The 25,505-nt window shown below is 65.5% G+C and carries 16 protein-coding genes, 1 tRNA gene and 2 pseudogenes; 11 read left to right on the forward strand and 8 right to left on the reverse strand.

Going from position 1 to position 25,505, the window contains the following annotated elements:
* The first annotated feature begins 441 nt into the window (after window positions 1-441).
* Window positions 442-2,571, forward strand: coding sequence for a P-loop NTPase fold protein (locus GLX30_RS12085; RefSeq protein WP_159687216.1), 2,130 nt, complete (start codon window positions 442-444; stop codon window positions 2,569-2,571).
* A 229-nt stretch (window positions 2,572-2,800) separates the two neighbouring features.
* Here GLX30_RS12085 and GLX30_RS12090 read toward each other — a convergent pair whose 3' ends face one another.
* Complete coding sequence (locus tag GLX30_RS12090; RefSeq protein WP_159687219.1) at window positions 2,801-4,348, reverse strand: decarboxylase; 1,548 nt, start codon at window positions 4,346-4,348, stop codon at window positions 2,801-2,803.
* Between the two features lie 537 nt (window positions 4,349-4,885).
* On the opposite strand from GLX30_RS12090, the gene GLX30_RS36175 reads away from it, so the two are divergent.
* The 5 genes from GLX30_RS36175 to GLX30_RS12110 all read left to right on the forward strand — a co-directional run bounded on the left by GLX30_RS36175 (window position 4,886) and on the right by GLX30_RS12110 (window position 13,151).
* A complete protein-coding gene (locus GLX30_RS36175) occupies window positions 4,886-5,548 on the forward strand; it encodes a GIY-YIG nuclease family protein (RefSeq protein WP_347879715.1) in 663 nt (220 codons plus the stop codon).
* A 228-nt stretch (window positions 5,549-5,776) separates the two neighbouring features.
* Window positions 5,777-7,252, forward strand: a complete 1,476-nt coding sequence (locus GLX30_RS12095) for an ATP-binding protein (RefSeq protein WP_159687222.1) — start codon at window positions 5,777-5,779, stop codon at window positions 7,250-7,252.
* A 46-nt stretch (window positions 7,253-7,298) separates the two neighbouring features.
* Window positions 7,299-10,136 (forward strand): Z1 domain-containing protein, encoded by a 2,838-nt coding sequence (locus GLX30_RS12100; protein ID WP_159687224.1) that lies wholly within the window; start codon window positions 7,299-7,301, stop codon window positions 10,134-10,136.
* Window positions 10,133-11,140, forward strand: coding sequence for a PD-(D/E)XK motif protein (locus tag GLX30_RS12105; RefSeq protein ID WP_159687227.1), 1,008 nt, complete (start codon window positions 10,133-10,135; stop codon window positions 11,138-11,140). Before GLX30_RS12100 ends, GLX30_RS12105 begins: the two co-directional genes overlap by 4 nt.
* Complete coding sequence (locus GLX30_RS12110; RefSeq protein WP_159687230.1) at window positions 11,133-13,151, forward strand: AIPR family protein; 2,019 nt, start codon at window positions 11,133-11,135, stop codon at window positions 13,149-13,151. The genes GLX30_RS12105 and GLX30_RS12110 overlap by 8 nt, the downstream gene beginning before the upstream one ends.
* Window positions 13,152-13,279: 128 nt before the next feature.
* Here the strand turns inward: GLX30_RS12110 and GLX30_RS12115 are convergent, their stop codons facing one another.
* Complete coding sequence (locus GLX30_RS12115) at window positions 13,280-15,256, reverse strand: DNA cytosine methyltransferase (protein ID WP_244258114.1); 1,977 nt, start codon at window positions 15,254-15,256, stop codon at window positions 13,280-13,282.
* A gap of 707 nt (window positions 15,257-15,963) precedes the next feature.
* Between GLX30_RS12115 and GLX30_RS12120 the strand changes: the two genes are divergently transcribed.
* Window positions 15,964-16,040 (forward strand) — tRNA-Ser (locus GLX30_RS12120).
* A gap of 403 nt (window positions 16,041-16,443) precedes the next feature.
* Here GLX30_RS12120 and GLX30_RS12125 read toward each other — a convergent pair.
* The 3 genes from GLX30_RS12125 to GLX30_RS36180 all read right to left on the reverse strand — a co-directional run bounded on the left by GLX30_RS12125 (window position 16,444) and on the right by GLX30_RS36180 (window position 19,178).
* The gene (locus GLX30_RS12125; RefSeq protein ID WP_159687233.1) at window positions 16,444-16,749 is read right to left on the reverse strand and encodes a hypothetical protein; all 306 of its coding nucleotides are present in this window, start codon (window positions 16,747-16,749) and stop codon (window positions 16,444-16,446) included.
* 1,046 nt (window positions 16,750-17,795) lie between these two features.
* Complete coding sequence (locus GLX30_RS12130) at window positions 17,796-18,527, reverse strand: hypothetical protein (RefSeq protein WP_159687235.1); 732 nt, start codon at window positions 18,525-18,527, stop codon at window positions 17,796-17,798.
* A 417-nt stretch (window positions 18,528-18,944) separates the two neighbouring features.
* The gene (locus GLX30_RS36180; protein WP_347879716.1) at window positions 18,945-19,178 is read right to left on the reverse strand and encodes a hypothetical protein; all 234 of its coding nucleotides are present in this window, start codon (window positions 19,176-19,178) and stop codon (window positions 18,945-18,947) included.
* Window positions 19,179-19,307: 129 nt separating this feature from the next.
* Between GLX30_RS36180 and GLX30_RS36185 the strand changes: the two are divergent.
* Window positions 19,308-19,572: pseudogene (locus GLX30_RS36185) on the forward strand (MarR family transcriptional regulator); the annotation flags it as partial.
* A gap of 288 nt (window positions 19,573-19,860) precedes the next feature.
* Window positions 19,861-21,093: a PQQ-binding-like beta-propeller repeat protein gene (locus GLX30_RS12145; RefSeq protein WP_159687237.1), complete on the forward strand. Its 1,233-nt coding sequence runs from the start codon at window positions 19,861-19,863 to the stop codon at window positions 21,091-21,093.
* Window positions 21,094-21,385: 292 nt separating this feature from the next.
* Here the strand turns inward: GLX30_RS12145 and GLX30_RS12150 are convergent, their stop codons facing one another.
* From GLX30_RS12150 to GLX30_RS35185, 3 genes are all read right to left on the reverse strand, one after another.
* Complete coding sequence (locus tag GLX30_RS12150) at window positions 21,386-22,552, reverse strand: nuclease-related domain-containing protein (RefSeq protein ID WP_244258115.1); 1,167 nt, start codon at window positions 22,550-22,552, stop codon at window positions 21,386-21,388.
* Between the two features lie 348 nt (window positions 22,553-22,900).
* Entirely contained in the window at window positions 22,901-23,698 is a 798-nt protein-coding gene (locus GLX30_RS12155; RefSeq protein WP_244258116.1) for a polyprenyl synthetase family protein, read from the reverse strand.
* Window positions 23,699-23,766: 68 nt separating this feature from the next.
* On the reverse strand, window positions 23,767-23,970 hold the full coding sequence (locus GLX30_RS35185; RefSeq protein ID WP_244258117.1) for a hypothetical protein: 204 nt from the start codon (window positions 23,968-23,970) through the stop codon (window positions 23,767-23,769).
* 576 nt (window positions 23,971-24,546) lie between these two features.
* Here GLX30_RS35185 and GLX30_RS36190 point away from each other — a divergent pair.
* Both GLX30_RS36190 and GLX30_RS35190 read left to right on the forward strand, forming a co-directional pair.
* Window positions 24,547-24,759, forward strand: a pseudogene (locus tag GLX30_RS36190) (GAF domain-containing protein); the annotation flags it as partial.
* Window positions 24,760-24,905: 146 nt separating this feature from the next.
* Window positions 24,906-25,433, forward strand: coding sequence for a helix-turn-helix domain-containing protein (locus GLX30_RS35190; RefSeq protein ID WP_244258118.1), 528 nt, complete (start codon window positions 24,906-24,908; stop codon window positions 25,431-25,433).
* The last annotated feature ends 72 nt before the right edge of the window (window positions 25,434-25,505 follow it).

The raw sequence follows: 25,505 nt of genomic DNA on the forward strand, positions 1-25,505 counted from the left end.
CGACGCTCCTGTCTCCGCCCCGCTCCAGGCCCCGGCTCCGCCGGCCGCGCGGCTAGAGCGAGTACACCTGGTGCGGTGGGCGGTAGCCCGCTGTGGCTGGGCCCGGTCGGCTCCACGGCTTTAGGCAGCCACCATGGGGCGAGCCTCGAAGATCGGGGCCCACATCGGGCCTTAACGGGCAGGTCCACAGACTGCCCGATTTCGCTGACCAGCGTACGGGCCCCGATCTCTCGCCCCATGGCAGCTCCCGCCCAAAGCCCCTCCACCGACCTCGAACGGATCAGGCAGGGAAGTTGCGAATAGCGGGCGCACAAGCCACGAGAGTGACATATCGGTCTCTACCCCCGATCGCGTCACTGGCGATCTGGTGCATTGCGAGACAAAACCCTTCAGCGACGCTAGGATCCGCGCATTACGGCCGATTGGAACTGGTGATGTCGTGTGACTGATTCTAGAGCTGCCCTCGACGTGAACTCCGCGCTATTCGCTGGCGACGATCCCATCCTCGATGTTCAAAACGATCTACTCAATCGTGATCGCCTCGCAAAGGTAATAGCCGACGAAGTGCAGAGGATGAACGCTGATCGCGGCGCCGTTGTGGCAATTACCGGGCGATGGGGAACGGGAAAAACTTCGCTGCTGAATTTGACGGCGAATCTCCTTCGAGAAGAAGAAGTGATTCAGGTTGTTGATTTTAACCCCTGGTTCTTCTCCGGTACCGATCACCTAATTCGCTTCTTCTTTGACGAGATGGCTCGACAGTTGAGCAGTGAGCGAAGCCGCAAGAAGAGGCTGCAGGATTCGGCTGCAAGCATTGCGGAGAAGTTTAACCGGTACTCGGCATCTCTTTCGCCTTTGAAGTTTATTCCCGGCGCCGGACAGATCCTCGATGCGGCACAGAAGGCGGCGGAAGGGGTCACCCAAGCGTTGGAATCCAGCATTCACGAGCAACGACTGGAAATATCCGAAGCCTTGGGGAATCTGAACGGAAGGATTGTGGTGCTTATTGACGATATCGATCGGTTGACGCGTCAAGAAATCAGGGATTTGTTTCGGCTCGTCCGCCTGAATGGTTCTTTCCCCAATGTGGTGTACATCCTTTGCTTCGATCGAGGTGTAGTTGAGAGCGCACTCGGTGAGGAAGGACTGGACGGTGCAGCCTATCTCGAGAAGATAGTAAAAACCTCGATCGAGGTACCACCTGCCGCCGACTACGCTCTTGCGTCCATACTTCAGAATGGTATGCATAGCGCTCTTGCTGATGTGGAAACGGGACCGCTAAGTGAAGATCGTTTTCCCGATGTCTTCTGGCAGGTGGTGCGGCCACTATTCAGTACGGTTCGAGATATCAAGAGGTTCCTCTCGTCGCTCACCCTAGCTGCCCGCGCTGTAGGGGATGAGGTAGCGCTGCCAGATCTCATTGCTCTCGAAACGATCCGCGTTCTGAGGCCTACAGCGCACGACCTAATAGCGCAGAGCGTGGACGCCCTGACAACCGTTCACTCATGGCAAGCGCAAAACCGGAACCAAAGACTGCTCGCAACTCACGCTACGGAGATCTCGTCACTCCTTGAGGCGCTACCCGAAGGTGTTGGCGGAGCGCTTATTCGCTACGTGTTTCCTGCGGCTCAGGCCCATACAGACAATATGTGGTTTGGCCACGAGTCGGCTCAGGCGTGGCGGCGTGATCGTCGGGTCGCACATGCCGCAGTTCTGCGGTATTACCTACACCAGGAGTTTCCGGAGGGGACAGCCCTAGCTGGCCAAGTTGATGCACTAGTTAACGCGATCCAAGATCAGGAAGAATTTAGGCGCGTCCTCTCTGTCGTTCCAGCCGAGCAACTCGAAGACGCGCTGGATCGCCTCCTCGCCTACGTTGATTCCGTGGATCAGGAGCAAATTAGCTCTGCCATAATTGTTCTCCTTGAACTATTTCCGCGCATCAGGGAAGAGCAGGTAGGAATGTATGATTTCGGAGGCGACTACACGGTTCTTCGTCTCGTCAATCAACTCCTCCGGCGCGTTGAGGCGGGTAACTTGGATCTGGTAGCCCGCTCCGTATGGAATGCTACCGCGAGTCCATATGCCCGTCTTAGGTTCCTTACTCTTGCTGGGCGGCAAAAGGAAGGGGCGACGGAAGAGTCTTTGATTACCGCGGACCTTGAGGCGGAATTCAGGGAAGAGCTCAAGCTGCACGTTAAGACGGCTTCTAGTGAGGTCTTGTCCCAGGAAAGAGAGCTCCTGAGGACCATAGTGCAAACCGTCGACTGTGACGGACAGTCTGGTGAATTCGCTATTCGCGAGGCCGCGACGCCATCGGTGACGGCTCGAATCCTTGAAACGGCGCTATCCACGGCTCGTTCGAACTCGCTAGGTAGTGTTGTCGTGCGCTCTGAGGATCGCCTCCCGTGGGAAGCGATGGTATCCGTGTTCGGGGGCGAAGAGCAGTTGATTACAGCCGTTGAGGGACTGAAAGGCCACATGGGCGAAGCTGATAGAAGTGAACGTCTTCAGCGAGCGCTCCTCGTCTTCGATCAATATGTCACTGGCTGGAGGCCTCGTGAATTCTGACGTCGGATCCTCGCTGACCTCAACTGAGACCATCCGCCGGCAGCATCGCGGAGCACCGCTGTCAGCCACCAGCCGTAGGAATACGACTCCAAGGCAGTTTTGTGGCAGCCAGCAGCACTTGCCTACCGGTCCACCCAGGCAGGAAATAGCCCGGACCGATCAAAGTCCTGCCTTTGGCATCAGCATCGAAGAGGGGTGATCGACAAGTCGCCCGCATGCAGGGATCTGATCACTTATTGCGCCTCACCTTTACTGAGTTCATCCCCAAAGAGGGTCGGAGCACGCGCAGTGTTCCTAGATTGCTGTCACGAGCGACCAGATGGGCCTTCTCGTTAAGTGCACCTCGTAGATAGTCGATTGCTTCACGAGTGACCTCATAACCCTCAAGGAGGATAGGAACCCCAGGCGGATAAAGCTCTACTGACTCGGCGGCTATAGATCCAACGGCGTCAGACAGCGGAACCTCCTGACTCAGGTAATTTGCGTAGCGGACGACCTCATAGGGCCTCATCTTCTGCCAGTTCCCTGCAGCACTAAACGGGTTATCAAGTAGCCTCTTCGTGCCCTTGATTTCTTTTCCTCGCAGCGCGTTCGTGATGGCGTTCACCGCACGATCGACAGCTCCATCATGCAGTTGGAAGGTTGTCACAAGAACAACGCTATTAAGGCCGGCGCGCTCGACAATCACTCCATTGTCGGCGAGTGTCTGTGCAAGCTCGAATCCTGACACGTCATATGCTGATAGTCCGAGCGTCGTTTTGGTGGGATCTATGCCTATGCACGAGTAGTCGAAAAGAGACTCATCGTCGGTCAGCCTTAGGATCTCAAGCCGCGGAAGATTCTGTGCCAGTCCCGCCCGCAGGGACTCACTGAGTTCAATACTGATTCCAAGGTATCTGGGGCCACGTTCGTCGAGAAGACGAAGTGCGGCATCAACGGAACCCAGGAGATGATAACTGGGGCTGGTTGTGACGTACTCGCGGTACGCCTCTTCCATTATCGCGTCGTTTACGCGACCGCTATGCCAGTGAAGGAGTGCTCCTTGCTGCAGCGAACCAGCCATCTTATGGGTGGACTGAACGGCTATGTCGGCACCCTCCTCCATGGCTGCCTTTGGTAGGTGCACATAGGAGGGAAAGAAGGGAAGGTGGCCACCCCATGCCTCGTCGACGGCGACAATGACATTGCGAAAGTCTTTGTTTTCGCGGATGTCGTGAATAATCCCCATCGTATCTGCGCCTAGACCTTCGTAGGTTGGCGAGGTGTATATCACGGCGAGCGTCTCGGGGTAGCGATTTAGACCGTCCCTGACGTCCTGCATTTTAGGCGGCAAAATGGCGTCAAAATGAGCATCGTATCGCGGATTTGGCAAGAAGCGAAAATCTATCGAAAACATCTTCAAGGCATTTATTATCGAATGGTGAACGTTTCGTGCCACGAGTACGAGAGCGTCGCGCCTTTCCAATGCCAGCATGCGAAGTACAATTGCGTTGGCGCCAGTCGACCCATGCGGCGACAGAAACGTACGGTCAGCACAGTAGGCCTTCGCGGCGAATTCCTCGGCTGTTCGGAAGTGACCGCTGTGTTGGAGTAGATTGCCGAGAGACCCCGCAGAGACTGAGACGTCGTCATATTCATCTATTACCTTATGCTGATCAGGCAGGATAGATGGTGTGCACCAGCGGTCTTGCGTCCTCACCAGGTTGTTGAGCGCATTTACCAACGGAGACCGTGGAGCTTCCTCAGGAAACGACGGTTCATCTGCGGAGTAAGTCATAAGTCACCTACCGGGCAGGTTTGCGATGCGATGCAACTACCGCCAGGGTTATTCGACACGCCTCATCAGCCTGCAGGCTCAGTGATGAATAGGCGTACGGTGAACTTCGAAGCGCATCATGCGGCATGATCGTGCGCCGTTGTCACCGCCCTTCTCCTCCAGGATAGGTGGCTGCCCTCCACACCGCATCGCGGCCGAACCACCCCTGCTGCGTGGACTGCTGTCTGGAGCCGCGCTTCCCACCCACGGGCCATAGGCCTGCTACGTCTGCGGCCAATCTGCGGGGTACTCGGGTTGGTGCGACAAAATCAGGCCGCTAAGCAGGCAGAAGTCCGAGAGTGAGGTTCCCCTGCGGGGACATGCGCGGCACCGGCATGATGGTCTCCATGACCTTGCAGCCGGCAGCGCCCCGCCCGAGAGTGCACAGATCACGGTCGACGTGACCAATGAGTCGCACAAATCTTCAATTGGCTGCATCCAGGCGCCTTCTAGCGGCCGACCGGTGGCAGAAGCACCGGGTGCCTCGATGCCTACGAGATGTCTGTACAGAGAAGTAGCCTTCCCACATTACGGTCGATCGGCTTCAAGGAGGCGTTAGTGCACTCTGCTCTCACCAGCCCAACGCGGTTGTGGTCAGCAGCCGAAGTGTTGACGCGTCCGAGTCCGATTCCTGCCGCCGCTGGCGTCTACGGCTGGCACTTTGACGAGGCCCCTGCTCCGGCCCTGGTCGCCGGGCGGCTGCTCTACATCGGTATCGCTCCGCGGCACATGTCCAACCGGCGAAGTACTCAGAACCTGCGGAAGAGGGTGCGGTACCACTTCCGGGGCAACGCCGCCGGCTCGACCCTTCGGCTGACCTTGGGCTGCCTCCTAGGGTTGGAGTTGCGTCGTGTCGGGAGCGGTGGGCGAATGACGTTTGGCCGTGCTGGAGAAGCCTCCCTGACGGAGTGGATGGCAGAGCGCGCTCGAGTGTGTTGGCTGGAGCACGAGGAGCCCTGGACCGTGGAGTCGGATCTGATAGCAAGGCTCGACGTGCCGCTGAATCTGGATCAGAACCGGCACAACGGCTTTCACGCCCCCCTCAGCAAGCTCAGACCTCGTGCGGTGCGCGAGGCATCTGGCGAACGGAACCTGGGTGAGTCCACTGTGATGTTCGCCGAAGCTTCTGGGCGCCTCCAGCCTCCAAGCCGCCCCAGGTAACTCAACGGCCTGCGTGGTAGGCCTTGCGAAGCCGGTGGGCGGTGCTCACGAGATCACTTACGAGAGACAGGTCCCTTCGGTAGCATGCCCCGAAGGGGGATTTCGGCTGGTGTGGGACAAGCAGCAACACGCCCACCACACAAGCCCCGAGAGGTCCTGCCACATGCTGCTCCGCGGAGCACGCAGACGAATCGACCGCACAGGACTCACCGGGTACGGAGCGTAAAAATGGACTTCGAGGTCGCCGCTCCCGACCCTGCTGGCATGGTGGCGTCGCTCAGTTCGCTCGGCTACTCGCTTCCCGCCGCCGTCGCAGACCTCGTGGACAACAGCGTCTCTGCAGAGGCCAAGAACATTGACGTCGACTTCACGTGGGACGGCCAGAGTTCGTGGATCGCAGTGATGGACGATGGCAAAGGGATGACGGAGCCTGAGCTCGTGACCGCCATGACGGTGGCGGCCCGCGGCCCGTCCACCGAGCGGAGTACCACGGATCTCGGACGTTTCGGTGTGGGGTTGAAGTCCGCTTCCTTCTCCCAGTGCCGCAAACTCACCGTCGCCACAGTCAAAGACGGAACCTGGCACATCCGGACTTGGGACCTCGGCGTCGTGGAGCACTATAAGGAGTGGCGGCTCCTCCGCGACCCCGGCGACACGACCACCACCCTCCTGCGTCGGATCGCGGGAAGCATGCAGCACGGGACCGTCGTCCTGTGGGAGCAGCTCTCTGGCTACCACAACACTGCCGTGACCAGGGAAGACGAAAAGACGCAGGCTCAGTTCTATGCGGAGGCAGAACGTACCGAAGCCCACCTCTCGATGGTCTTCGCCCGCTTCCTGATGCGTCCGGCCCGGTGTCGGATCCGAGTGCGCGGCTCCGACCTCTCCCCATGGGACCCGTTCCTGTCCACGCACCCGTCGGTGCAGCGGATCCCCAGGGAGCCTCTGCCGCTGGGATTGGAGTCGGTACGCGTGGAGCCCTTCGTCCTCCCTACGGCACAGCGTCTATCGGAGGCCGAGTACGAGTCGGCTGCTGGGCAGAGGGGATGGCTGGGACAGCAGGGGTTCTACGTCTACCGGCGTGACCGCCTGATCCTTGCCGGTGACTGGCTGGGGATCCGCGGCTTGCGGCGCGAGGAGAAGTACAACCTCGCGCGGATCGCGGTGGACATCCCTGCGGAGGCCGACGCCGACTGGCGCGTGGACGTGCGCAAGGCGAGCGTGGTTCCCCCCGTCTCCCTGCGTCGTCACTTGGAGAGGATCGCCAGGTACACCCGCGAGGCTGCCTCCCGTTCCGCACGACAGCGTGGTCAGATGGTGTCGCGGGTGCACGGTGACCCCCTGAAGTTCGCCTGGAGCGTGAAGCGCAACGACGGCCGGATCGTTCTGCGCATCAACAGAAAACACCCCTTGGTGAAGGCAGCGATGGACGGTCAGGGCGGCAATCCGGACGTCGTCCGCTCGATGATCCGCCTCCTTGAGGAGACGGTCCCGGTCACGGCACTCCGCATGCTCCACGAGACCGACACGGTCGACGACCCCGAACCCTTCGGTGGTCCCGGGCCAGCCGCTACGGAGACCGTCGACGTCGCCCGCCAAGTGTACGAAGCGCTCCTTGGGCAGGGCCGCTCGCCTGAGGACGCTCGGGAAGTACTCAGCTCCATGCCTCCCTTCGACGAGCAACAAGGTTTCTGGAACTCCTGACCCGCCTGGTCCCCACTCCCAACCGACCCAGCCTCAGGAGGTCGCTGTGAGCACCACCCCCGAAGACAGCCTCGAGAAGGCCGAGCAGACCGCGGTGATGCTCTTGCCAGGTGACCGCCAGGCAACGCCCGCCGAGGTGGACTTCGCCGTGAACACCGCGGTCAGCATCCTCGCTGCCCAGGGGATCACCGTGGAGCGGGGCCAGGTGCGGAAGGTACTCGAGGCCCGGGCCTCCGTGTTCCAGGCTGATTCCTCCGCAATGAAGGACGACGAGGGACACGTGCCCTGGCTTGCCGACGCGAAGGCCGATCGGAAGTGGGACTTCTGGGACCGATACCGGCGCTACCTCCTGAGCGTCGCCAAGCTACCGCCGCAGGTCGTGCGTCGACTCGACCAGAGCACCGACGACGTTCTCGGTGAGCTGGAAGACCCCCAGCGGGAAGGCACTTGGCGCCGGACCGGGCTCGTGATCGGGCAAGTCCAGTCCGGCAAGACGGGGCAGTTCATCGGGCTGGCCGCCAAGGCAGCCGACGCCGGCTACCGGCTCATCGTGGTGTTCGCCGGAATCCACAACGACCTGCGCAGCCAGACTCAGCTCCGTATTGACGAAGGGCTCCTCGGGTTCGACACCCAGTACCAGTTCCGCTCGGACGACGACGCACATCGTCATATCGGTGTTGGCGCGATGTCACATGGCAAGCGTTTGAAGGCCGCGTCGCTCACCACCAGTCATGAGAAGGGGGATTTCGCCCGGAAGACAGCGGTCTCCGCGAACGTACCGGTGGGCAGTGTTCCGGTGGTCCTCGTCGTCAAGAAGAACCGTCGGATCATCGACAACCTCCGGGACTGGGTGATCGACAACCACGGCGTGGAGGACCCGGAGACCGGCCGGATGGTCGTTCCCGACCTCCCCTTGTTCGTGATCGACGACGAGGCCGACAACGCAGGCGTGAACACCTCCAAGGACCCCGACACCAACCCGTCGGCGATCAACAAGGCCATCAGGCGGTTGGTCAACAGCTTCACGAAGGCCTCCTACGTCGGCTACACCGCGACCCCCTTCGCGAACATCTACATCAATCCCGACACCGACCACGACGAGCTGGGCCCCGACCTCTTCCCGGAGAGTTTCATCCGCACACTGCGGGCGCCGTCCAACTACCTTGGTCCCGAGCGTCTCTTCGGTCTGCAGACCGACGGAGACGAGGAGGACATCGAGCCGCTGCCGCTCATAAAGCACATCAAGGACACGGACCTCTGGGTGCCCGACAAGCACAAGTCCTACCACCGGGTTCCCGACTTCCTGCCCGAGTCGCTGCAGCGCGCCATCCGGTCCTTCGTCCTGACCTGCGCGGCACGTCGAGCACGGGGGCAGGTCGCCGTCCACAACTCCATGCTGGTGCACGTCACCCGCTTCACCGCCGTACAGCAGCAAGTCCGCGACCAGATCGACGCCCACGTACGACTACTCTTTGACGTCCTCCAAGACCGGTTCAGCAGTGCCCGCGAAGAACTCGAGGAAGAACTGCGCCAGCTGTGGGATGAGGACTTCGTCCCCTGCACCGAGGACATGAACGGGGACAGGCTCGACTGGGAGGACGTCGAACTCCACCTCCACGCCGCCCTCGCGAAGGTCACCGTGATGGCCGTCAACGGTGCCGCGAAGGACGCCCTCCAGTACTACGAGCGCCGGGAGACCGGCCTGTCGGTCATCGCCGTAGGCGGCGAGAAACTCTCCCGCGGTTTGACCCTCGAAGGGCTGTCGGTCAGCTACTACCTGCGTGCCTCCAAGACGTACGACACCCTGCTGCAGATGGGGCGTTGGTTCGGCTACCGCCCCCGTTACGAGGATCTGTGTCGGCTGTACACGACTCGTACCCTGCAGCGCCAGTACGCGGAGATCACAGCAGCGACCGACGAACTCCGGCGTGACGTCGAGGAGATGTCCGCGGTGGGACTCACCCCCCGCGAGTACGGCCTCAAGGTCAGGACCTCGTCGCTTGGCCTCGGCATCACGGCCTCCAACAAGATGAGGCAGGGCACGCGTGTCCGCCTGAGCTACTCCGGTGAGCTTCCCGAGACGACCATCTTCGATCTTTCCGAGAAGGCGGTTCGTAACAACTACGAGCTCCTCGAGTCGTTCGTCGCGCGCCTCGACGCGCTCTCCTCTGGGAAGGTGGACGAGCGAAGCGGGAGCATCACCTGGAGCGGCGTCTCCGCCTCGGTCGTCACCGAGGGGTTCCTCGACTCCTACGTGACCGACCGGCAGGCCCAGCGGGTGCGGCCAGCCTTCATCGCGGAGTACGTACGCCAGTGCGCCAAGCAGGGTGAGCTGGGCAACTGGACGATCCGCCTCGCCAGCCGACTGCCCGGTGGAAAGGAGGTCGGGATTGCAGGTCATTCCGTCGGCCTCATCACCCGCGGCCACTCCAAGGCCTCGGATGTCGTTCGCGGCCGCTACACGATCAAGCGCGTACTCAGCCCCACCGACGAACTCTGCGACCTGACCGACGAGCAGAAGAAGCGTGCGCTGGAGGCCACGAAAGAGGCCGCGAAGGGAAAGCTCAACAGGAAGGGTGAATCGCTCGACCCCGATACCCCACGCGGTCGGCCTCTCCGTCACCAGCGCCGGCCTGACCAGCCATTGCTTCTGTTGTATCCACTCAGCCCGGCCGAGGTGGCCAAGTCGCCGGAGGCCCCGGAGCCAGCCGCTCCCGGGAACCCCGAACAGGCCGCTCCGGTGAACCCCGAGCCTCCCGCTCCGCTGGTCGGGTTCGCCATCAGCTTCCCGTTCTCCCACCAACAATTGAAGACCGAGTACGTGGTGAACGACATCTGGTTCAAGCAGGACATGGAGTTCGACGACTTCGAGGACGAAGAGTGATCGACGAGAGTGTGTGGCAGGAGCTGGAGGCCCACCAACAGACCCCGGGCAGGTCCACCCGACGGCTCCACGCCGACTCCCCGCACGACATCCACGTATCGGTGACGCATCCCGCCCTCCGGCGGATGCTGCTGCTCGGCACCGACGCCAGGACCGCTGACGCCGTACGCCAGGAGATCCAGGGGCTGCCGGCCACCCGTGGTCTGCAGCTGAACCTGTCATCGGTGTCCGGCAACCACTACGAGCTCCAAGTCATGCTCACCGACGACGAACTCACGGAGGTGTTCACCCCTCTCGTCTCCGACATCGCAGAGGTGGTGCGGGACGCACCGACAACCGAGACGGCGGCAGAGGCGGCAGTTCGCCGCTACGTCCGGTGGCAGCAGCTCCTACGCTCCGTGTCGCGCGAGGGTCTGTCCCGACAGGCCCGGTGCGGCCTCTTCGGCGAACTCCACTTCCTCCTTGAGTACGTACTGCCGGCTGTCGACCAACGCATAGCTGTCAGCTCCTGGACCGGACCGCGGCAGACAAACCAGGACTTCCAGCTGCCCGGTGCCGCGGTGGAGGTGAAGGCGACAACGGCCCGTTCTCCCCAGACAGTCCAGATCGCGAGCGAGCGGCAGTTGGACACGGCCGACTCAACGTCCCTCGTCCTAGCCCACGTCGTCCTCGACGACCGGCAGCGGGGGCTCGGTATGAGTCTGAACGCCTTGGTGGACGAGATACGGGCCCTTCTGACCTCACCGTCCGCTTCCCAGCGCTTCGAGAGCTTGCTGGTCCAGGCTGGCTATCTGCCGAACCAGCGTGACCTCTACGATCACGATCGCTACACCCTGCGCCGCAGCGAGTTCTGGACTGTAGGGAAGGGGTTCCCCCGGATCACCGAGGCCCAACTGCCGCCCGGGGTCGGCAATTGCACCTACACAATCGACGTGTCGGCCTTGGCCGCCCACAGCGTGACCGCCGAGACAGTGCTTGACCTGATCCGAGGAACCCATGGCTGAGCACGATCTCTACGAGTACTCCCGCGCGCTGGTTGCAGACATCCAGGCGCTGACGGACGCTGACGACGGGTCGAACCCGAACACCTTCACCCAGTACGTGTTCGAGATCCTCGAGGAAGCTGGGGTCTCCAGCGACGCAGCACTCGCCTACTACTCCTCCCGGGGACTGGAAATCTACGGCTATGGCCTGCCCGGGGACGGGTCCAGCCTCGACCTCTACACCACGGACTTCAGCCTGACCCCGTTGAGTAGCAAGCTGACGAAGGCCGAGTCCGACGGGCTCTTCCGCAGACTGTTCGCGTTCCTAGGGAAGCACGGGGCTATCCGTCCCCATCAGGTGGACAACACCGACGTGCACGACATGTGCGTCGGAGCGGAAAAGGCATTGCCGAACGTTCCGAAGATCCGCCTCTTCGCCCTGAGCAACCGCGTCAGCACGACGAGCGCCCCGGAGCCCACGGAATTCCAGGGAATCCCCGTCTCCTACGAGCTCTGGGACCTCGCGCGGCTCCACAGGCACGAGACCTCCGGGAGCATCGGCGAGCCCATTAAGGTCACCTTCGCGCATCCCCTTCCCTGCCTTGCGGCTCACAGCGAGGAGCCGAACTACTCGGTCGTCCTGGCCGTGATTCCGGGTCGGCAGTTGGCCGAGCTGTACAAGGAGCACCGGACCCGGCTGCTCGAACTCAACGTCCGGTCATTCCTCCAGGCCCGCGGTGCCGTCAACAAGGGCATACGCGAAACTCTGCTGAACGCGCCGGGCAAGTTCCTCGCCTACAACAACGGTGTGACGGCCACCGCTTCGGACGTGGACTTCGAGACCGACGAGGCCGGCAGCCCCGTCGCCATCAGGAGCATGACCGGCCTCCAGATCGTCAACGGCGGCCAGACCACCGCCTCGCTGCACCACGTCCTGACCCGTGACAAGAAGGACCTGGATGGGGTCCACGTCCAGATGAAGCTCACGATCGTCGATCCCGCGTACTTGTCCGAGATCGTTCCGAAGATCTCCCAGTACTCCAACACCCAAAACAAGGTGACGCTGGTCGACTTCAGTTCGAACCACGAGTTCCACGTCGCCTTCGAGCGTGTCTCCCGCAGCCTGTGGGCTCCTGCTGCCGACGGCAGCGGCCAGGAGACGCGATGGTTCTACGAGCGGGCCCGAGGCCAGTACACCGACAAGTCCGCCGAGTACGAGACCCGCGCGGCCCAGCGGAAGTTCAAGCTGATCACGCCGACGCGGCAGAGATTGAGCAAGTCCGACCTTGCCACCTTCGTGCACTCCTGGGAACAGCTCCCGTACTGGGTGAGCCGCGGCGCCCAGAAGAACTTCGCCCACTTCATGGAGCGGATCGAGAAGTCCGATCCGGTCGTGGACGTGCAGTACTGTAAGCGCGCCATAGCCACCGCCCTCCTTTTCCAGGCTGCCGACCGGATCGCCCGTACACACTCGGCTGGCAGCCACAAACGGCTGATCACGACCTATACGGTCGCCCGGCTCTCGCTCGCCGCCGAGAAGCGGATCGACCTCGACAGGATCTGGAACGAGCAGGGCACCACGGACGCCCTGAGGGACGCCCTCGACGAACTCTGTCCCCTGATCATGGAGACGGTGATCTCCGCCGACCGGCACGTGTCGGAGTGGGCGAAGAAGCCCGACTGCTGGGACGAAGTGTCCCGCATCCCGTGGACACTCCCCGATGTCCTGGCCGCCGAGCTCACGGCCGAGCCCTTCGAGATCGCCTCCCCCGAGAGCACCGAGTCCGACGAGGCCGAAGCTGCCGTCGAGGACATTCCCAGCGAGGAGTGGCAGGCTCTTGCAGACTGGGCACGCGAAGGTCGGGTCCTGCGCGCCGTGGACAGGCAGGTCGCCGACCGTGTCGCGCAGCGTCTGTCCCAGGGGCGACGAGTCACCGGGGCCCAAGCCCGACAGGCGATGGAGGTCTACGAAGAGGCCCTGCGCCATGGATTCCACCCCGTGCCCGTCGACCTCGACCACGAGACGGCGTGAGCGCGGCAGTCCCGGGACAGGCTGGGACTGCCGTTACACAGACGCCGGATGGACCGTGGTGCGCATCTGGGAATGCGAAGAGGGCTGGCGCAAAGCCACAGCGTCCCCGTTCTCCTGAGAGAACACTGTCAGCCTGCAGTCAGCGCCGCATCGAAGGTGGCTGCGCTTCCTGCGTCCTCCTGCGGGCGGGTCGGGCAGTAGTCGCTCAGCGGGCAGCTTCCGCAAACGGGTTGCTTGTCCCGACACAGGTTCTCACCGATGAACCTGATGGCGGCCATGCGCACAGGCGCGTCACGGCCGGCGCCGAGAAGCTTGATGAGGTTGAGCCGCCCTTCGGTCAGTCGGTTGGTCAGGTGTGACTGGTTCTGCTGCACCCTCGCAGCCACCCGCAACGCACTCTGGGTGACCAGCATGATGTCGCCGCCAGCCAACAGCCTGAACAACGCGAGCTCAGCTGGCTTGAGCCCCATCACGTTGCTGTGGTCAAGGACCGAGTCCGCGTTCACCCAGACCTCGGCCTTGTCAACAACAGGACCGAGTCGCGCTTCCAGCCGCTTGCGGACTGCTGCTGTCGGCGCCGCGTTTAGGAGTTCGAGGTAGACGTCCTGAGTCAGTTCCTTGTGTCCAGCGACATCGTCCATCACGTTAGCGAGTTGCCTCGGGTGCAGCTTGCTTCCCGCAAGCACCGCCATGACGAGAGCCCCGAGCGGCTTCATCTTCCGGCCGCTGGGGAACTGGTACCACTGCTTACCAGCGCGCTGCTCCTTGGCCCACCGGGTGAGCTCCTCACGTACCTTCGGCCACTTATCCGCGGCCTCGTCCCCCGCGGGAACATCTTGCGGCAGGAGGACTCGGGCTGCGGCTTCGCCCAGCAGCGGGGGAACGGCATTGCCGATCTGCCGGAAGGCGTCACTTCGAGTACCCGCAAACCGAAAGCGGTCCGGGAAGGTCTGAATCCTGGCAGCTTCACGCACGGTCAGCGTTCGTGGCTCTTCAGGGTGGATGTACCAATAGCCGTCCTTGGCAATGTGCGCAGTGATGGTGCGGCTCAACTCGTTCCAGTCGAGCTTCTTGTACTTGTCCGTGAACTGCTCCGCGTCATACCTCTGGAATTCCTTCTCGTCGTCTCCCAGCTTCTCGTCAAGCTCGGAGTAGAGGGTTTTGGAATCCATGATGGTGAAGATTTTGAAGTCGTCGGTACGGACCCGCCTCGTCATGTGGTCATGGATTACACCTGCCTCCGCTTTCCTGCGCATCTCCTTAGCGAAGGGAGAAAGCCCCGGCTCCAGCTTCTCGTCGTAGTCGAGAACTCGGGCGCCCACCGACTCCAAAGCCTTGGGATTGAGCGCAGGGAGGTCGCCAATGGCATCGTGAAGCGTGGTCTGTTTCGTCGGCTTACCCCACGGAAAGCCGCCACCGTCTCTACGCGCGAGCAGGATCAGGCGCTTCCTGTGCTGCGGAACGCGATAGTTCCATGCGTCGACGAGACGCACTTGAGTTACGTACCCAAGACTCTCGAGCTTTGCTTCGATGATGCGGATCACACTGAAATCATCGCCGAGCCCCATGTCAGGGACGTTCTCCATGAGGACGGCACGCGGATGGAGCCGCTCCACCACATCGACATAGGCACGCCACAGTTCCTTGCGGATATCGTGTGGGTCACGGCTGTGGTATTCGACCAAGTGCCGGATCTTGCTGCGTCCGGCGCGACTGAACGGCTGACAGGGAGGGCCTCCCGCCACGATGTCGATCTCGGCTCCGGAGTCAAGGATTCGCTGGACGAACTCACCTCGCTGTTCGTCGTCTCCGAGGTCGAGACAAAGACTCATTCCCGGGAAGTTCGCTGCATGAGTCTCGCGAGCCCGCTCATCGAAGTCCACGGCTGCAGCGGTGGTCCAGCCGGCCCGCTCGAGGCCGAGGCTCAGCCCACCAGCGCCCGAGAAGAGGTCAACAGCCAGACGTTTACCTTTTCCGAAACCGGACTGGACCCATTTCCTGAACCCTTCCGGCTCACAGTGGTGCCTGTGCTGTTCCAGCTTGAGGTAGTCGCTCCGCTCCAAGGGCACGCCATAGGTGTTTTTCGCCCCCTCTTCCTTCGCCACGACCCAACCTCCGTACCTGCCGACCTGAACGAGCTCCAGGAGATCACGCACGACACCACGGAGGCAAGGCTTCCGGCCGGTCCGCGCCGCTGTAGAGCTCCGAGTGTTACGCGGGTGACCTGCCCGGCGAACACCGCGGTTCACTCACCGTGCCCCAGGTGTAACTCGAAGCGGTGTTCCCCCTCTTGAGGTACCCCATGCTAGAGGACACCCCCTGGGTCACCCCTCACCGCCGTCTCGTTCCGGGGCGACTAGTCCACGAACGCCACCTGCCCCAACGAACCCCGGAAGCAGGAGGCCATGTTCGATCATCGGGCTGCACCTTCCTCATCGACGCCGCAACCACAGCGTCTGCAGCCCCCACCCTCGCCGCACGTACTGCCTTCGCCTGGCCCAACGCTGCCACCGGTCAGTCAGCGGTTTCTTCGACCTCCGTAAGTCGGGCCGATGTCGTGGCTACCGTTCAAGCTGCACAACGATCACAGACTTGAGCGGAGGCTCAAATGGCTACCTAGGTCTGCGACTACGGCCCGTGCCGCGCGGGATAGGTGCTCACTCAGCCAGGTGCTGCAGAAGCCGTATCCCTGCTCACTGACGAAGGCGCGACAGGGCTTGAGCAGTCCGGAAGTCGAGCCACAAAGCCACGGATCAGATAACGGCTTGTGGACTATCCGTGGACGAGTGATCGCTAACCGACCGCCAAGTAGGCCGTGACCTGCTGCGTTGTCCGGATCTCATACGGCCTCCGGAGCCGTGTGCGCAGGTTCGAATCCTGCCGGGGGCACCCTGCATGAGGTGCCCAAAGACCCCGTCACCAGCGGAAACGCTGAGGCCGGGGTCTTCTTGCGTGTGCAGCGGTGTACCGCTTCGAGCGGGCGCATCTCGGGTCCGCGGCCTATTCGCGGGATGGATCACGAGGCACCGCCCCAGGGCAGCGCGCTATGCCACCTCGGTGGCGTCCACACCAGCGTTCAGTTACGTGGAGAGCGCGGAGTGCCGTAGATCGCACCGGCATGCGACCCACAGCTCGTGGGCGCCAGGCTGTCTCTATGGTGCCCCGTCGCCGCCTCCCCCGCCCCGGCCAGCGGTGTACGGCCTGTCCGTGGCGCCTGACGACCCGTTGGGTGCCGCTCCGCGGTCGCGCGGCCGAAGTACATGGCGCGGGACGGGAACGTGCGGGGGAACCCTCAGTCGATCGTGAAGCCCCAGAAGACGCCGACTTCCGTGGCGGAGAGAGCGATCACGCCACAGTCCATCACATGCCCGGTAAAGCCCTCGTAGGCACCCTCTCGACTGTACATATCGGCATGGGGATTCTGTCGCGCCGTTGCCGCGTTGGTGAAGAACAGCGCGTCTTCTCCGAATCTCGCAAGGATCACTCTCGCGTGCGAGGCCAATTCGGCCTCACGCTCAGCGAAATCAGGAATGTCTTCCGCTTGGAACCACTCGCCCTGAAGAGTGACCATGACTTGTTCAGCGCCCCTCTTGGACACGGGGAAAGCCGACTTGAAGTCCTCTTGGCGTGACGGCACTGAACGGGTTTTCCCGACCGGTGCCGTAATCACCTCCTCCTGGTGCCATGACGAGCTTCGACCAGCAACGCGGATCGTCCGTCTGCACATGCATGACGTCGAGGACCTCCAGTCGCCAGTCATGGTGCCGTCGAGCGCCCACGGCCGCGAACATGCCGCGCCCGAAAAGCGCCTGCAGGGAACAGCTCCACGACGCCTTTTCCGTATGAGTCACGGGCCGTACCCCATTTCATCAAGAGCGCGCACTACGGGTGCTGGGTCTTGTCGGTGGGCATAGAAGTAAGAACGACGAACGGCGGTTGCTCCCCCGGCTTAGGTCTCAGGACGACGTTGCCATCTGTCGTCACGTATCCGCCCCCCTTCCCGTGACCGCCTAAGTGATCACAAGTGATCAACGCATGCACCGCAACAAGCAGGAACGAGAGCTCCAGGCGCAACCTCTCCGCACACACCAGTCGCTACATCTCGCCGCAGGACCGGTGGAGTTTGCGGCCTCTGGCGCAGGTTCCATACGTCCGGCGGGAGCTCGACGTCGAGCACATGAACGTGGCGGAACCCGGGAGTCGTATCCAGCTCCCGGGTCCCTGGGGATGCCACCCAATTGCGCACGCCAGTGGCGTTTAAGGGTACGGATCAGTCATAAGGCCGACGTGTTCTTCCTTTGAACTACCGCACCGCGTGAGAGGTGCAGGCTGGATTCGAACCCGCATCCGCCGGCGTTCGTCCGTACCCGGTCGATCTGGCGATCGGTGGCGATGCTGAAGCTGGAGCGAGAGTCTGAGTTTGATCACGGCTGCCTCTGCCAAGTTGGGCCACCCCGGCGCGTAGTGCCGGGGGAAGGACTCGAACCTTCACTGTCACCGTGTCGTCAGGCTGAACCTCAGTTTCAGCTTGCGCCCATCGCGCGAGCCGGTCCTCATTCCCGGCCCGCGCCTGTTGCGCACCCCCGCGCTCGCACGCGGGGGCGATCGTGGGGCCGGTGCCTCGGGGCGCCGGCCGGTGTGCCGTCAGCCGAAGAGGTAGCCGAACACCGCGTCGCCGACCCGCTGGTCGGAGACGTCGGCGCTGTTGGCCTCCTCGCGGGCGAACTTGACCGCGGTCTGGAGCTTCTCGACACGTTCCAGGAGTTCGTTCACCCGCCGCGCGGGGAGCGCTCCGGAGAACTTGACCGTGGTCCAGTACCCGATCGGGACGTCCTCGTAGTAGACCTCGACCTGGGCGGGGTGCTTGTCCGTCGCCTCCGCCTTGACGTGGTTCCTCGGAACCTTCTTCGTCCGGATCGTGCGTACGGGGTCCGTCTTCCACCAGTCCGTCGACGGGTCGAGCGACCAGGACTCGGCGGCGTCCAGCACGGGCAGCTTCTTCACGAAGGTGTGCAGGTCGACGAGTTGCTTCTCCAGGAAGAGCAGGTAACTGACCGGGGCCTCGGCGACGATCGTCCGCCCGTCGACGACGACGTCCGCGCGGGCCGAGCAGTTGGCCCAGTCCTTGGTGGCGGTCACGTCGAACAGCCGGGTCAGCGACGCCGACATCTCGCGGAGCACGTCCTCGGCCTTGACCTGGACCCTGGTGGACTCGGGCGGCAGTTGCTCGCCCTCCTCGTCCTTGGGCTGGTACGTGCGCGAGATCCCGGCCAGCAGTGCGACCTTCTGCACTCGCTGGTGAGCCGTGGTGATGTCCTGGAACGACTTGCTCTTGACACCTTTTTCCACGGCGATGATCTGATTGAGCTTCGCCACTTCTCCCCCTTCGAACAGCAGTGAACGTACCGGAGGAAGCGGCGCCCGGTCCCCTGAATTTCGATGACACCGTCGGCCGGCGGGGGTCCGCTGTCGCGAGCGCCGCTGGTCGTCTCCCGTCGTGAGGGCGGTCGGATCGGTTCGCCGATGAGAGGCGGTTGCCGTCAGTTGCGGCGCCGACGCACGAGGGCCCTGCCGGGCAGCAGTGCTCGGCATGGCCCTCGTTCCTTCGACGGCAGGTCGGCGAAAGTCAGGCTCGGGCCGCCGCCTGGGACGAGGTCTCGGACGAGAACGCGGACAAGGTCGCGGTCGCCGTCGTCGTCGCGGAAGCCGAGGCCTGCCGCGGCCCGGCCGCCGCCCGTCGCGCCGGGATCAGGAACGCGACCACCGCCGCCGCCACGCCCACACCGCAGCCGATCAGCATCGCGGCGCGGAAGCCGTCCTCGGACGGGAGGGCGAAGCCGCCGAAGTCCGTGGTCTTTGGGCCAGGATCACGCCGGTCACCGCGGCCGACACCGAGCTGCCGATCGAGCGCATCAGGGTGTTGAAGCTGTTGGCGCTCGCGGTCTCCGACCGGGGCACCGCGCCCATGATGAGGGCCGGCATCGCGCCGTCCGCGAAGCCGATGCCCGTGCTGCCGACGATGGTCACGACCAGAGGCCCCAGGTGGAGCCGAGGAGCGGCAGGGAGATGCCGTAGCCGAGGGCGATGATCAGGCTGCCCACCGCGAGGGTGGTTCTGGGGCCGTACGCGGCCGACAGCTTCGCGCCGAGCGGTGACACGATCAGCATCATCAGACCGCCGCGATGCTGCGCGCGGAGGTGGTCGAGCGCATCCCGAACCCCGAGGGCGGGATCGCCCGCAAGTTCGCCATCACCGACGAAGGGCGGCAGCGGCTGGACGCCGACCGCGCCAGGAACATCAGCGGCCTTCAGAAGGTCATGGCCGAGTGGAGCCCGACGAGGTGGCCGACTTCGCCACCCACCTCAGCCGGTTCAACCGCGACATCGAGCGGCTCGACGGCCGTCCGTGGCCGCGTGACTGACCTTCGCGAAGGCCACCCGCGCTCCCGGCGCCGGATCAGCGGGACCGAGGGCCGGCGCACCGGGCGGACGGCCACCGGGCCGAAGCGGCGCGGGCACGGACCGGCCGCCCGTTCCGTGCCTCCTCGGGCGACGGATGCCCCTGATCCCGTGTGACAGGAGCTTCACGGCCGCGTCCCGGTTGCGTACTGCCCGGCCACCGGCCGAAAACCGATGGCTAGTCTGACCTCGCTCGAGACGTCCGAGAGGGGCGTCGGAACATCCGGGCGCAACGGGGACGGGGACGCGACATGGGCACACGTGACGGGAACGCGATGTCACGCCGGCAGGCGCTCAGACTGGCCGGTACGGGGATCGGATTGACGGTGCTGGGGGCAGGCGCCTGGGGATGCACCCCCGAGGAAGAGGTCGGCGTCCCGGGCGGCGGGGCGACAACTCCCGGCGGGGACAAGGGCGGTGACACCTTCACCACTCCACCACCGGGCACCGCGCCGAAGCCGCTGTGGCAGCAGAACGCCGCCAACGACGACCTCGCCGGGACGCACGCGCTCACGGTGGTCGGGGACACGGTCGTGGTGTCGGGCGACCCGCTCGTGGGGCGTGACGTCGTCAGCGGCAAGGAGCGGTGGTCGCGGCCGGGCATCACCGTCCCCGGTGCGCGGCTGATCATCGGCGGCGGGACGCTCTACCTCGCCAGCGCCGAGTACGACGGCGACGTGGTGGGCATCGATCCGGCCACGGGCAAGGAGACCTGGCGCAGTCGCCTGGGCAAGGAGTACGAACAGCCGCGCCCCATCGCGGCCGACGACCGTCACGTCTACGTCCTCGCCGGCATCCTGGAGAAGGACTTCTCGACGCCGACCAACGTGATCGCCGCGATCGACACCACCTCCGGCAAGATCGCCTGGCGTGAGCAGCGCGACAAGGGGACCGAGGAGTACGGCATCACCGCCGCGGTCGTCGGCGAGCGCCTCGCGTACACAGACTTCCGGGAGAACGTGACAGTCCGCGACACGACGACGGGCCGGCAGCTCTGGACGAAGAAGATCGGCAGGTCCAACCACCGCCGCTTCGCCGTTCACGAGGACCTGATGATCGTGGCGGACGGGCAGCGGCTGCGGGCGTTCGCGCTGGCCGGGGGCACGGAGCGCTGGTCGCTCGCGACGGAGGAGTTCAGCGCCTTCAACGATCCGCAGGTCCTGGACGGGGTGCTCTACGCCTCCGACAGCGTGCGCGGCATGTGGGCGGTGGACCCCGGTACGGGCAAGAAGATCTGGCACAACGAGGACCTCCTGGACACGGCGGCGGAGGCGTGGCAGTTCACCAAGGTGGGCGGCACGCTGTACGGCGCGACCGAGCACGACGAGGACGGCGGGGTGCACGCCTTCGACGCGGCGACCGGGAAGCTGCGCTGGACGTACAACGACAAGACCGGCGCCATCCAGCAGTGGTACGTGGCCGGCGCGGGCAAGCGGCTGGCCGTGATGCACGCGAAGCGGCTGTACGCGCTGCCGGCCGTCTGAGCCGACCGGGCGACGGGAACCGGACGGGACCCAACCCGGGAGCGCCGGGGAAACGGGCCGACCCCGCGGCGGGAACCGGACCGGCCCCACCCGGGAGCGCCGGGGAAACGGGCCGGGCTCGGGCGGCGGCCGGAACGGGTCTCCCCGGCAGGGGCGGAGCCGGAAGCCGCCGTCCTGGCGGGTCCCCGCAGAAGCAAGGCGCCGCCCGCCGGGCGCCCGCGCCTCCCCCATCTTCGACCGGCGTGTCCGCAGCGGCTGTTGCGGACGGCGGCGGCGCGTCTCCCGTCGTGCGCTACACCTCCTGCCAGACCTCCGCCAGACGGGCCACGTCGTAGATGCGGTCCGCCTCGTGGGCGGTGAGCTCGCCCGCCAAGGGGGCCAGGGCGGACACCTGGCGTTCGCGGTAGACGCGTACGTCGGTCTGGGTGGCCGCCACGTCGAGGGACGCGGCGTCCACGAAAACCAGCACGGGCTGGACGCGGACCGGGAAGTCGCAGTAGCTCGCGAGGACCTTCCGGACGAGGGCGGCCTCGGCCCGGCACTCGGCGATGTACGGGCGCGGGTCGCCGTCGTCGATGCGGACGGTGTCGTCGTCGGCCCGTACGGACTGCTGCGGGTGGTACTCGGTCCGGACCGTGAACACGCCGCCCGGGCCGATCAGCAGATGGTCGATGTCCGCGCCGTCGGCGAGCGGGATGGAGTGCAGGACGCGCCAGCCGTGGCGGGTGAGGCGGCCGAGTTCGGCGCCGGTCCGGCGCTCGCCGAGCAGTTCCTTGCGACGCGCCTCGTCCATGGGGCGACGGCGCAGGAGTCGGGAACTGAGGCGTTCCAGCCGGCCGGAGTCCGGGGCGGCGGAATCTCCGGACGAGGAGTTCGCTCGCAGCGTCGCGCCGGGCCGGCGGGAGGCGAGGTCGTTCTCGGGGGTCAGGCGGGGCAGCCGGTCCCCCGGGCCGTGGCCTGCGGACGGGCCCGTCCCCGCCGGTTCGGGAAGGCCCCACGCGGAAGCGGCAGGCGGCGCGACGACCGTACGGTGCGCCTCGGTGGCTCCGCCGGCCGCCGCAGGCCCGACGGCGTCGGCGTACGCCTCACCGCGGGGGTATGTGTCACCGTCGCCGTACGCGTCACCGCGGGGGTACGCGTCACCGTCGCCGTACACGTCGGCGTACGTGTCACCGTCGGCGTACACGTCCGCGTACGTGTCACCGTCACCGTCGGTGTCGGTGTCGGTGTCGGCGAGAGCGCCCGGGTGGACGAATACCTGCGGCTCGGCGCGGGTCAGCAGTTCGGGAGCTCTGCGGGCCAGTGCGTCGGTCACATCGTCGCGGTAGCGGGCGTGGACCACGGTGATGCCGCCGGTCCTGCGGTCCGCCCAGCCGATGGGCGTCCCGTCCGGCAGATTGACGTACAGGCGGTCGTGCCCGAAGTACTGCCAAGCGGTGACCGTCAGTTCCTCGAGCATGCCCTGCCTCCTTCGCCCCTGAGTGGAGCTCGACCGTGCGGTGATGTCCGGTGCCGCCGGACGGCGGCACCGGCCCCCGTACGACACAGACTCACCGGTGAACACGCCGCGCAGAAGGGCGCAGACCGGGCGCATTGGTCGACGGGGTGTCATTCAGAGGCCGGACCTGGGTCTATGCCGTCGGTACGTGCCCTGAGCGCGGGGCCGACGGCGCGGCGGGGCGCACGGGCGAAGGAGGTGGCCAGGTTCTCGAGCGCTGTGCCCCTGGGCCCACTGCTCGAAGTCCGCCCCTTGCCGCCCGCGGAGACGACGTCGTGCCGCGCCCCTGGCCTGCCGACGCGGCACGCCTCACAGCAGGACGCGGGACGAGCCTGTCACCAGGTCGGTGAGGGGCGGCAGGAACTCCGGGTCGCCGCCCAGGCCGGTGAGGATGCGCAGGGCGTGGTCGCGGAAGCCGCGGATGTCGTCACGGAAGCGGTCGAGTGCGGCAGGGGCGCGGAGCAGGCCGGTCAGCGTGGTGCGGGCGGCGGCGGAGTCGGGAGCGGCGGCGTGCAGGGCCGTGATCCGGTCGGAGTGTTCTGGGGTGGCGCCGTCGAGGGCGCAGGCGAGCAGGTAGGTGACCGTGCCGTTCCGCAGGTCCTCGTCACGGCCGGACAGCAGGTCCTCCTGGTCGTTGAAGAGCTGCCACAGGATGCCGAAGACGGAGCCGAACTCGCGCCAGCGGTCCACTCTTTCCGCATCCGCTCCCGACAGCGCCGCGGCCATTGCCGTGATCATCGCGAACGGTGCGCCGGACTTGCCCCGGTAGACCTCCGCGACCGCGTCACGCGTGGCACGCCCGGTCGCCCCGCCCAGGTCGGCCAGCTGCCCCCCGGCCGCCGCGGCGGCGCACCGGAGCGCCTCGTCCGTCAGGGCGCCGCGCACCGGTTCCGGGACGGGCAGCGAGCGCAGGACGCGCAGGGGCAGGACGTGTCCGGTGACGACGGAGGCGAGCAGCGCCTCGTTCGCGCCGAGGGCGCCGCCGGCCAGGATCGAGGTGTTGCCGTCGGCGATGTCGTCGAGGTAGCAGGCGGAGGTCCACCACAGGTCGTGGACGGCCGCTATCGGAACGGCGGGGCCGGGATCGCCCGTCTCCGCGCCGTGCACGAGCAGCGGCAGCGCGGACAGCGGGTAGGTGAACGTCTGGTGCCGTAAGAGGCCGGCGACCGCGGTCCTCAGTCCGCTCGGGACGGACCGAGGCTTTCGAGGGCGCTCTCCACCTCGGCGCCGATGTCCGCTGCGAACTTCTGGTGCAGGTCCACGTACGCGTTCGCGTTCCCTGCGGCGATCCCCGCGCCGGGCCGGTCCCGTACGCCGCGTTCCGCCGCCGCGGCTCCACCTCGGTACCCGCCGGCTGTGCGGTCTCCAGAGCTCGTCATTCTGTGATCGTAACCAGCTTGACACGGGGCGCAGTTGAGCCTTCGTAAGCGGAATGCCGGTGGAGTCCCTCAGCATGCGGCCGGCCTGCGCGACGCCGCCGGCCCGGCGGGGGTCGTCTTCCGGCCGCGCCGCGTCCCGCCGGAAGAATCAGCCCGACGGCATGGTGCGCCGTCCGTCGTCCGGGGAACAATGGTCGGTCGTCCCCCCGATCCGCGACTGGGGAGAACATGACACAGCGCAGTGACCTCCGGCGGCGCAGGGCCGCCCTGGAGGACGAGTGGTCCCGATGGGTACCCGGATCGAAGGCGGCCACATGGTCGCCGGCCGGCGGCGGGACGTTGCGGCCAGAGGTCACGGAGTCCTGGGTGCGTTCGCTCAGCAGCGTCGATCCCGGCCGGGACAGCGCCCCCGTCTCGGACGGTGGCACGGTGCACCACCGCTGGGCGGGGTCGCCGCTGCGCGGCCCCGTCGAAGGGCTGACGGACGAACTGCACAGCATCGCCGACGACGCCGGGTTCGTCACCGCGGTCACCGACGAGTGCGGCACCATCATGTGGACCTGCGGCGGCCGGACCATGCGGCGTCGCGCGGAACGGGTCAACTTCGCGCCGGGCGGCCGGTGGGAGGAACAGGCCATGGGGACCAACGCGCTGTCGCTGGCACTGCGTACGGGGCGCCCGAGCACGGTCTTCTCCGCCGAGCACCTGGTCACCGCCCTGCACGGCTGGGTCTGCTACTGCGCGCCGATCCGCGACGCCGGCGGACGGATCCTCGGCGTGCTGGACCTGTCGACCACCTGGGACCGCTCGCACCCGCTGGCCATGTCCACGGTGCGCACGCTGGTCTCGACGATCGAGGCCCGGCTGCGGGCGGACCCCCGGGGCCGCGCGGCACCGGGGGCGTGCGGCTGCGGTGCCTGGGGGCCCAGGAAGCCGTGCGGGACGGTACGCCGCTGCCGTTGCGGCCCCGTCAGCTGGAGATCCTTACCCTGCTCGCACTGGAACCCGACGGCTTCCCGCCGGAGCGGCTGCGTGAGGCGCTCTACGGCGAAAGGCCCGTCACCGCCTCCACCTTCAAGGCGGAGATCTCCCACCTGCGCCGCGCCCTGTCCGGCGGCGTCGCGACCCGCCGCTACGCGCTGACGACGCCCGTCGCCTGCGACGCCGTCGATCTGCTGCGCGCGCTGGAGACCGGCGACACCGCCGCCGCGCTGCGCCACTACCGAGGCCCGCTGCTGCCCCGTTCGGAGGCGCCGGGAATCGTGGAGTGGCGGACCCAACTGGAGGTCGCGGTACGGGAGGCGGTCCTCGCCGACGCCCGCCCGGAACACGCCCTCCGTTACGGCGAACGGGCACCGTACGACGCGGAGGTGCACCAGCACGCGCTGCGCCTGCTGGGACCGGGCGACGCCCGCCGGGCGCTCGCGGCCGCGCGGCTCAGCACCGCCCTGCGCGACGACTGACAACGGACCGGCGGTCCGGAACCCCGGTGGCAGCGCGGGGTCACGCCCTCGGCCCTCCGAGGCGGACGGGCC

This window comes from Streptomyces sp. Tu 2975 (genome assembly GCF_009832925.1).
Taxonomy (GTDB): domain Bacteria; phylum Actinomycetota; class Actinomycetes; order Streptomycetales; family Streptomycetaceae; genus Streptomyces.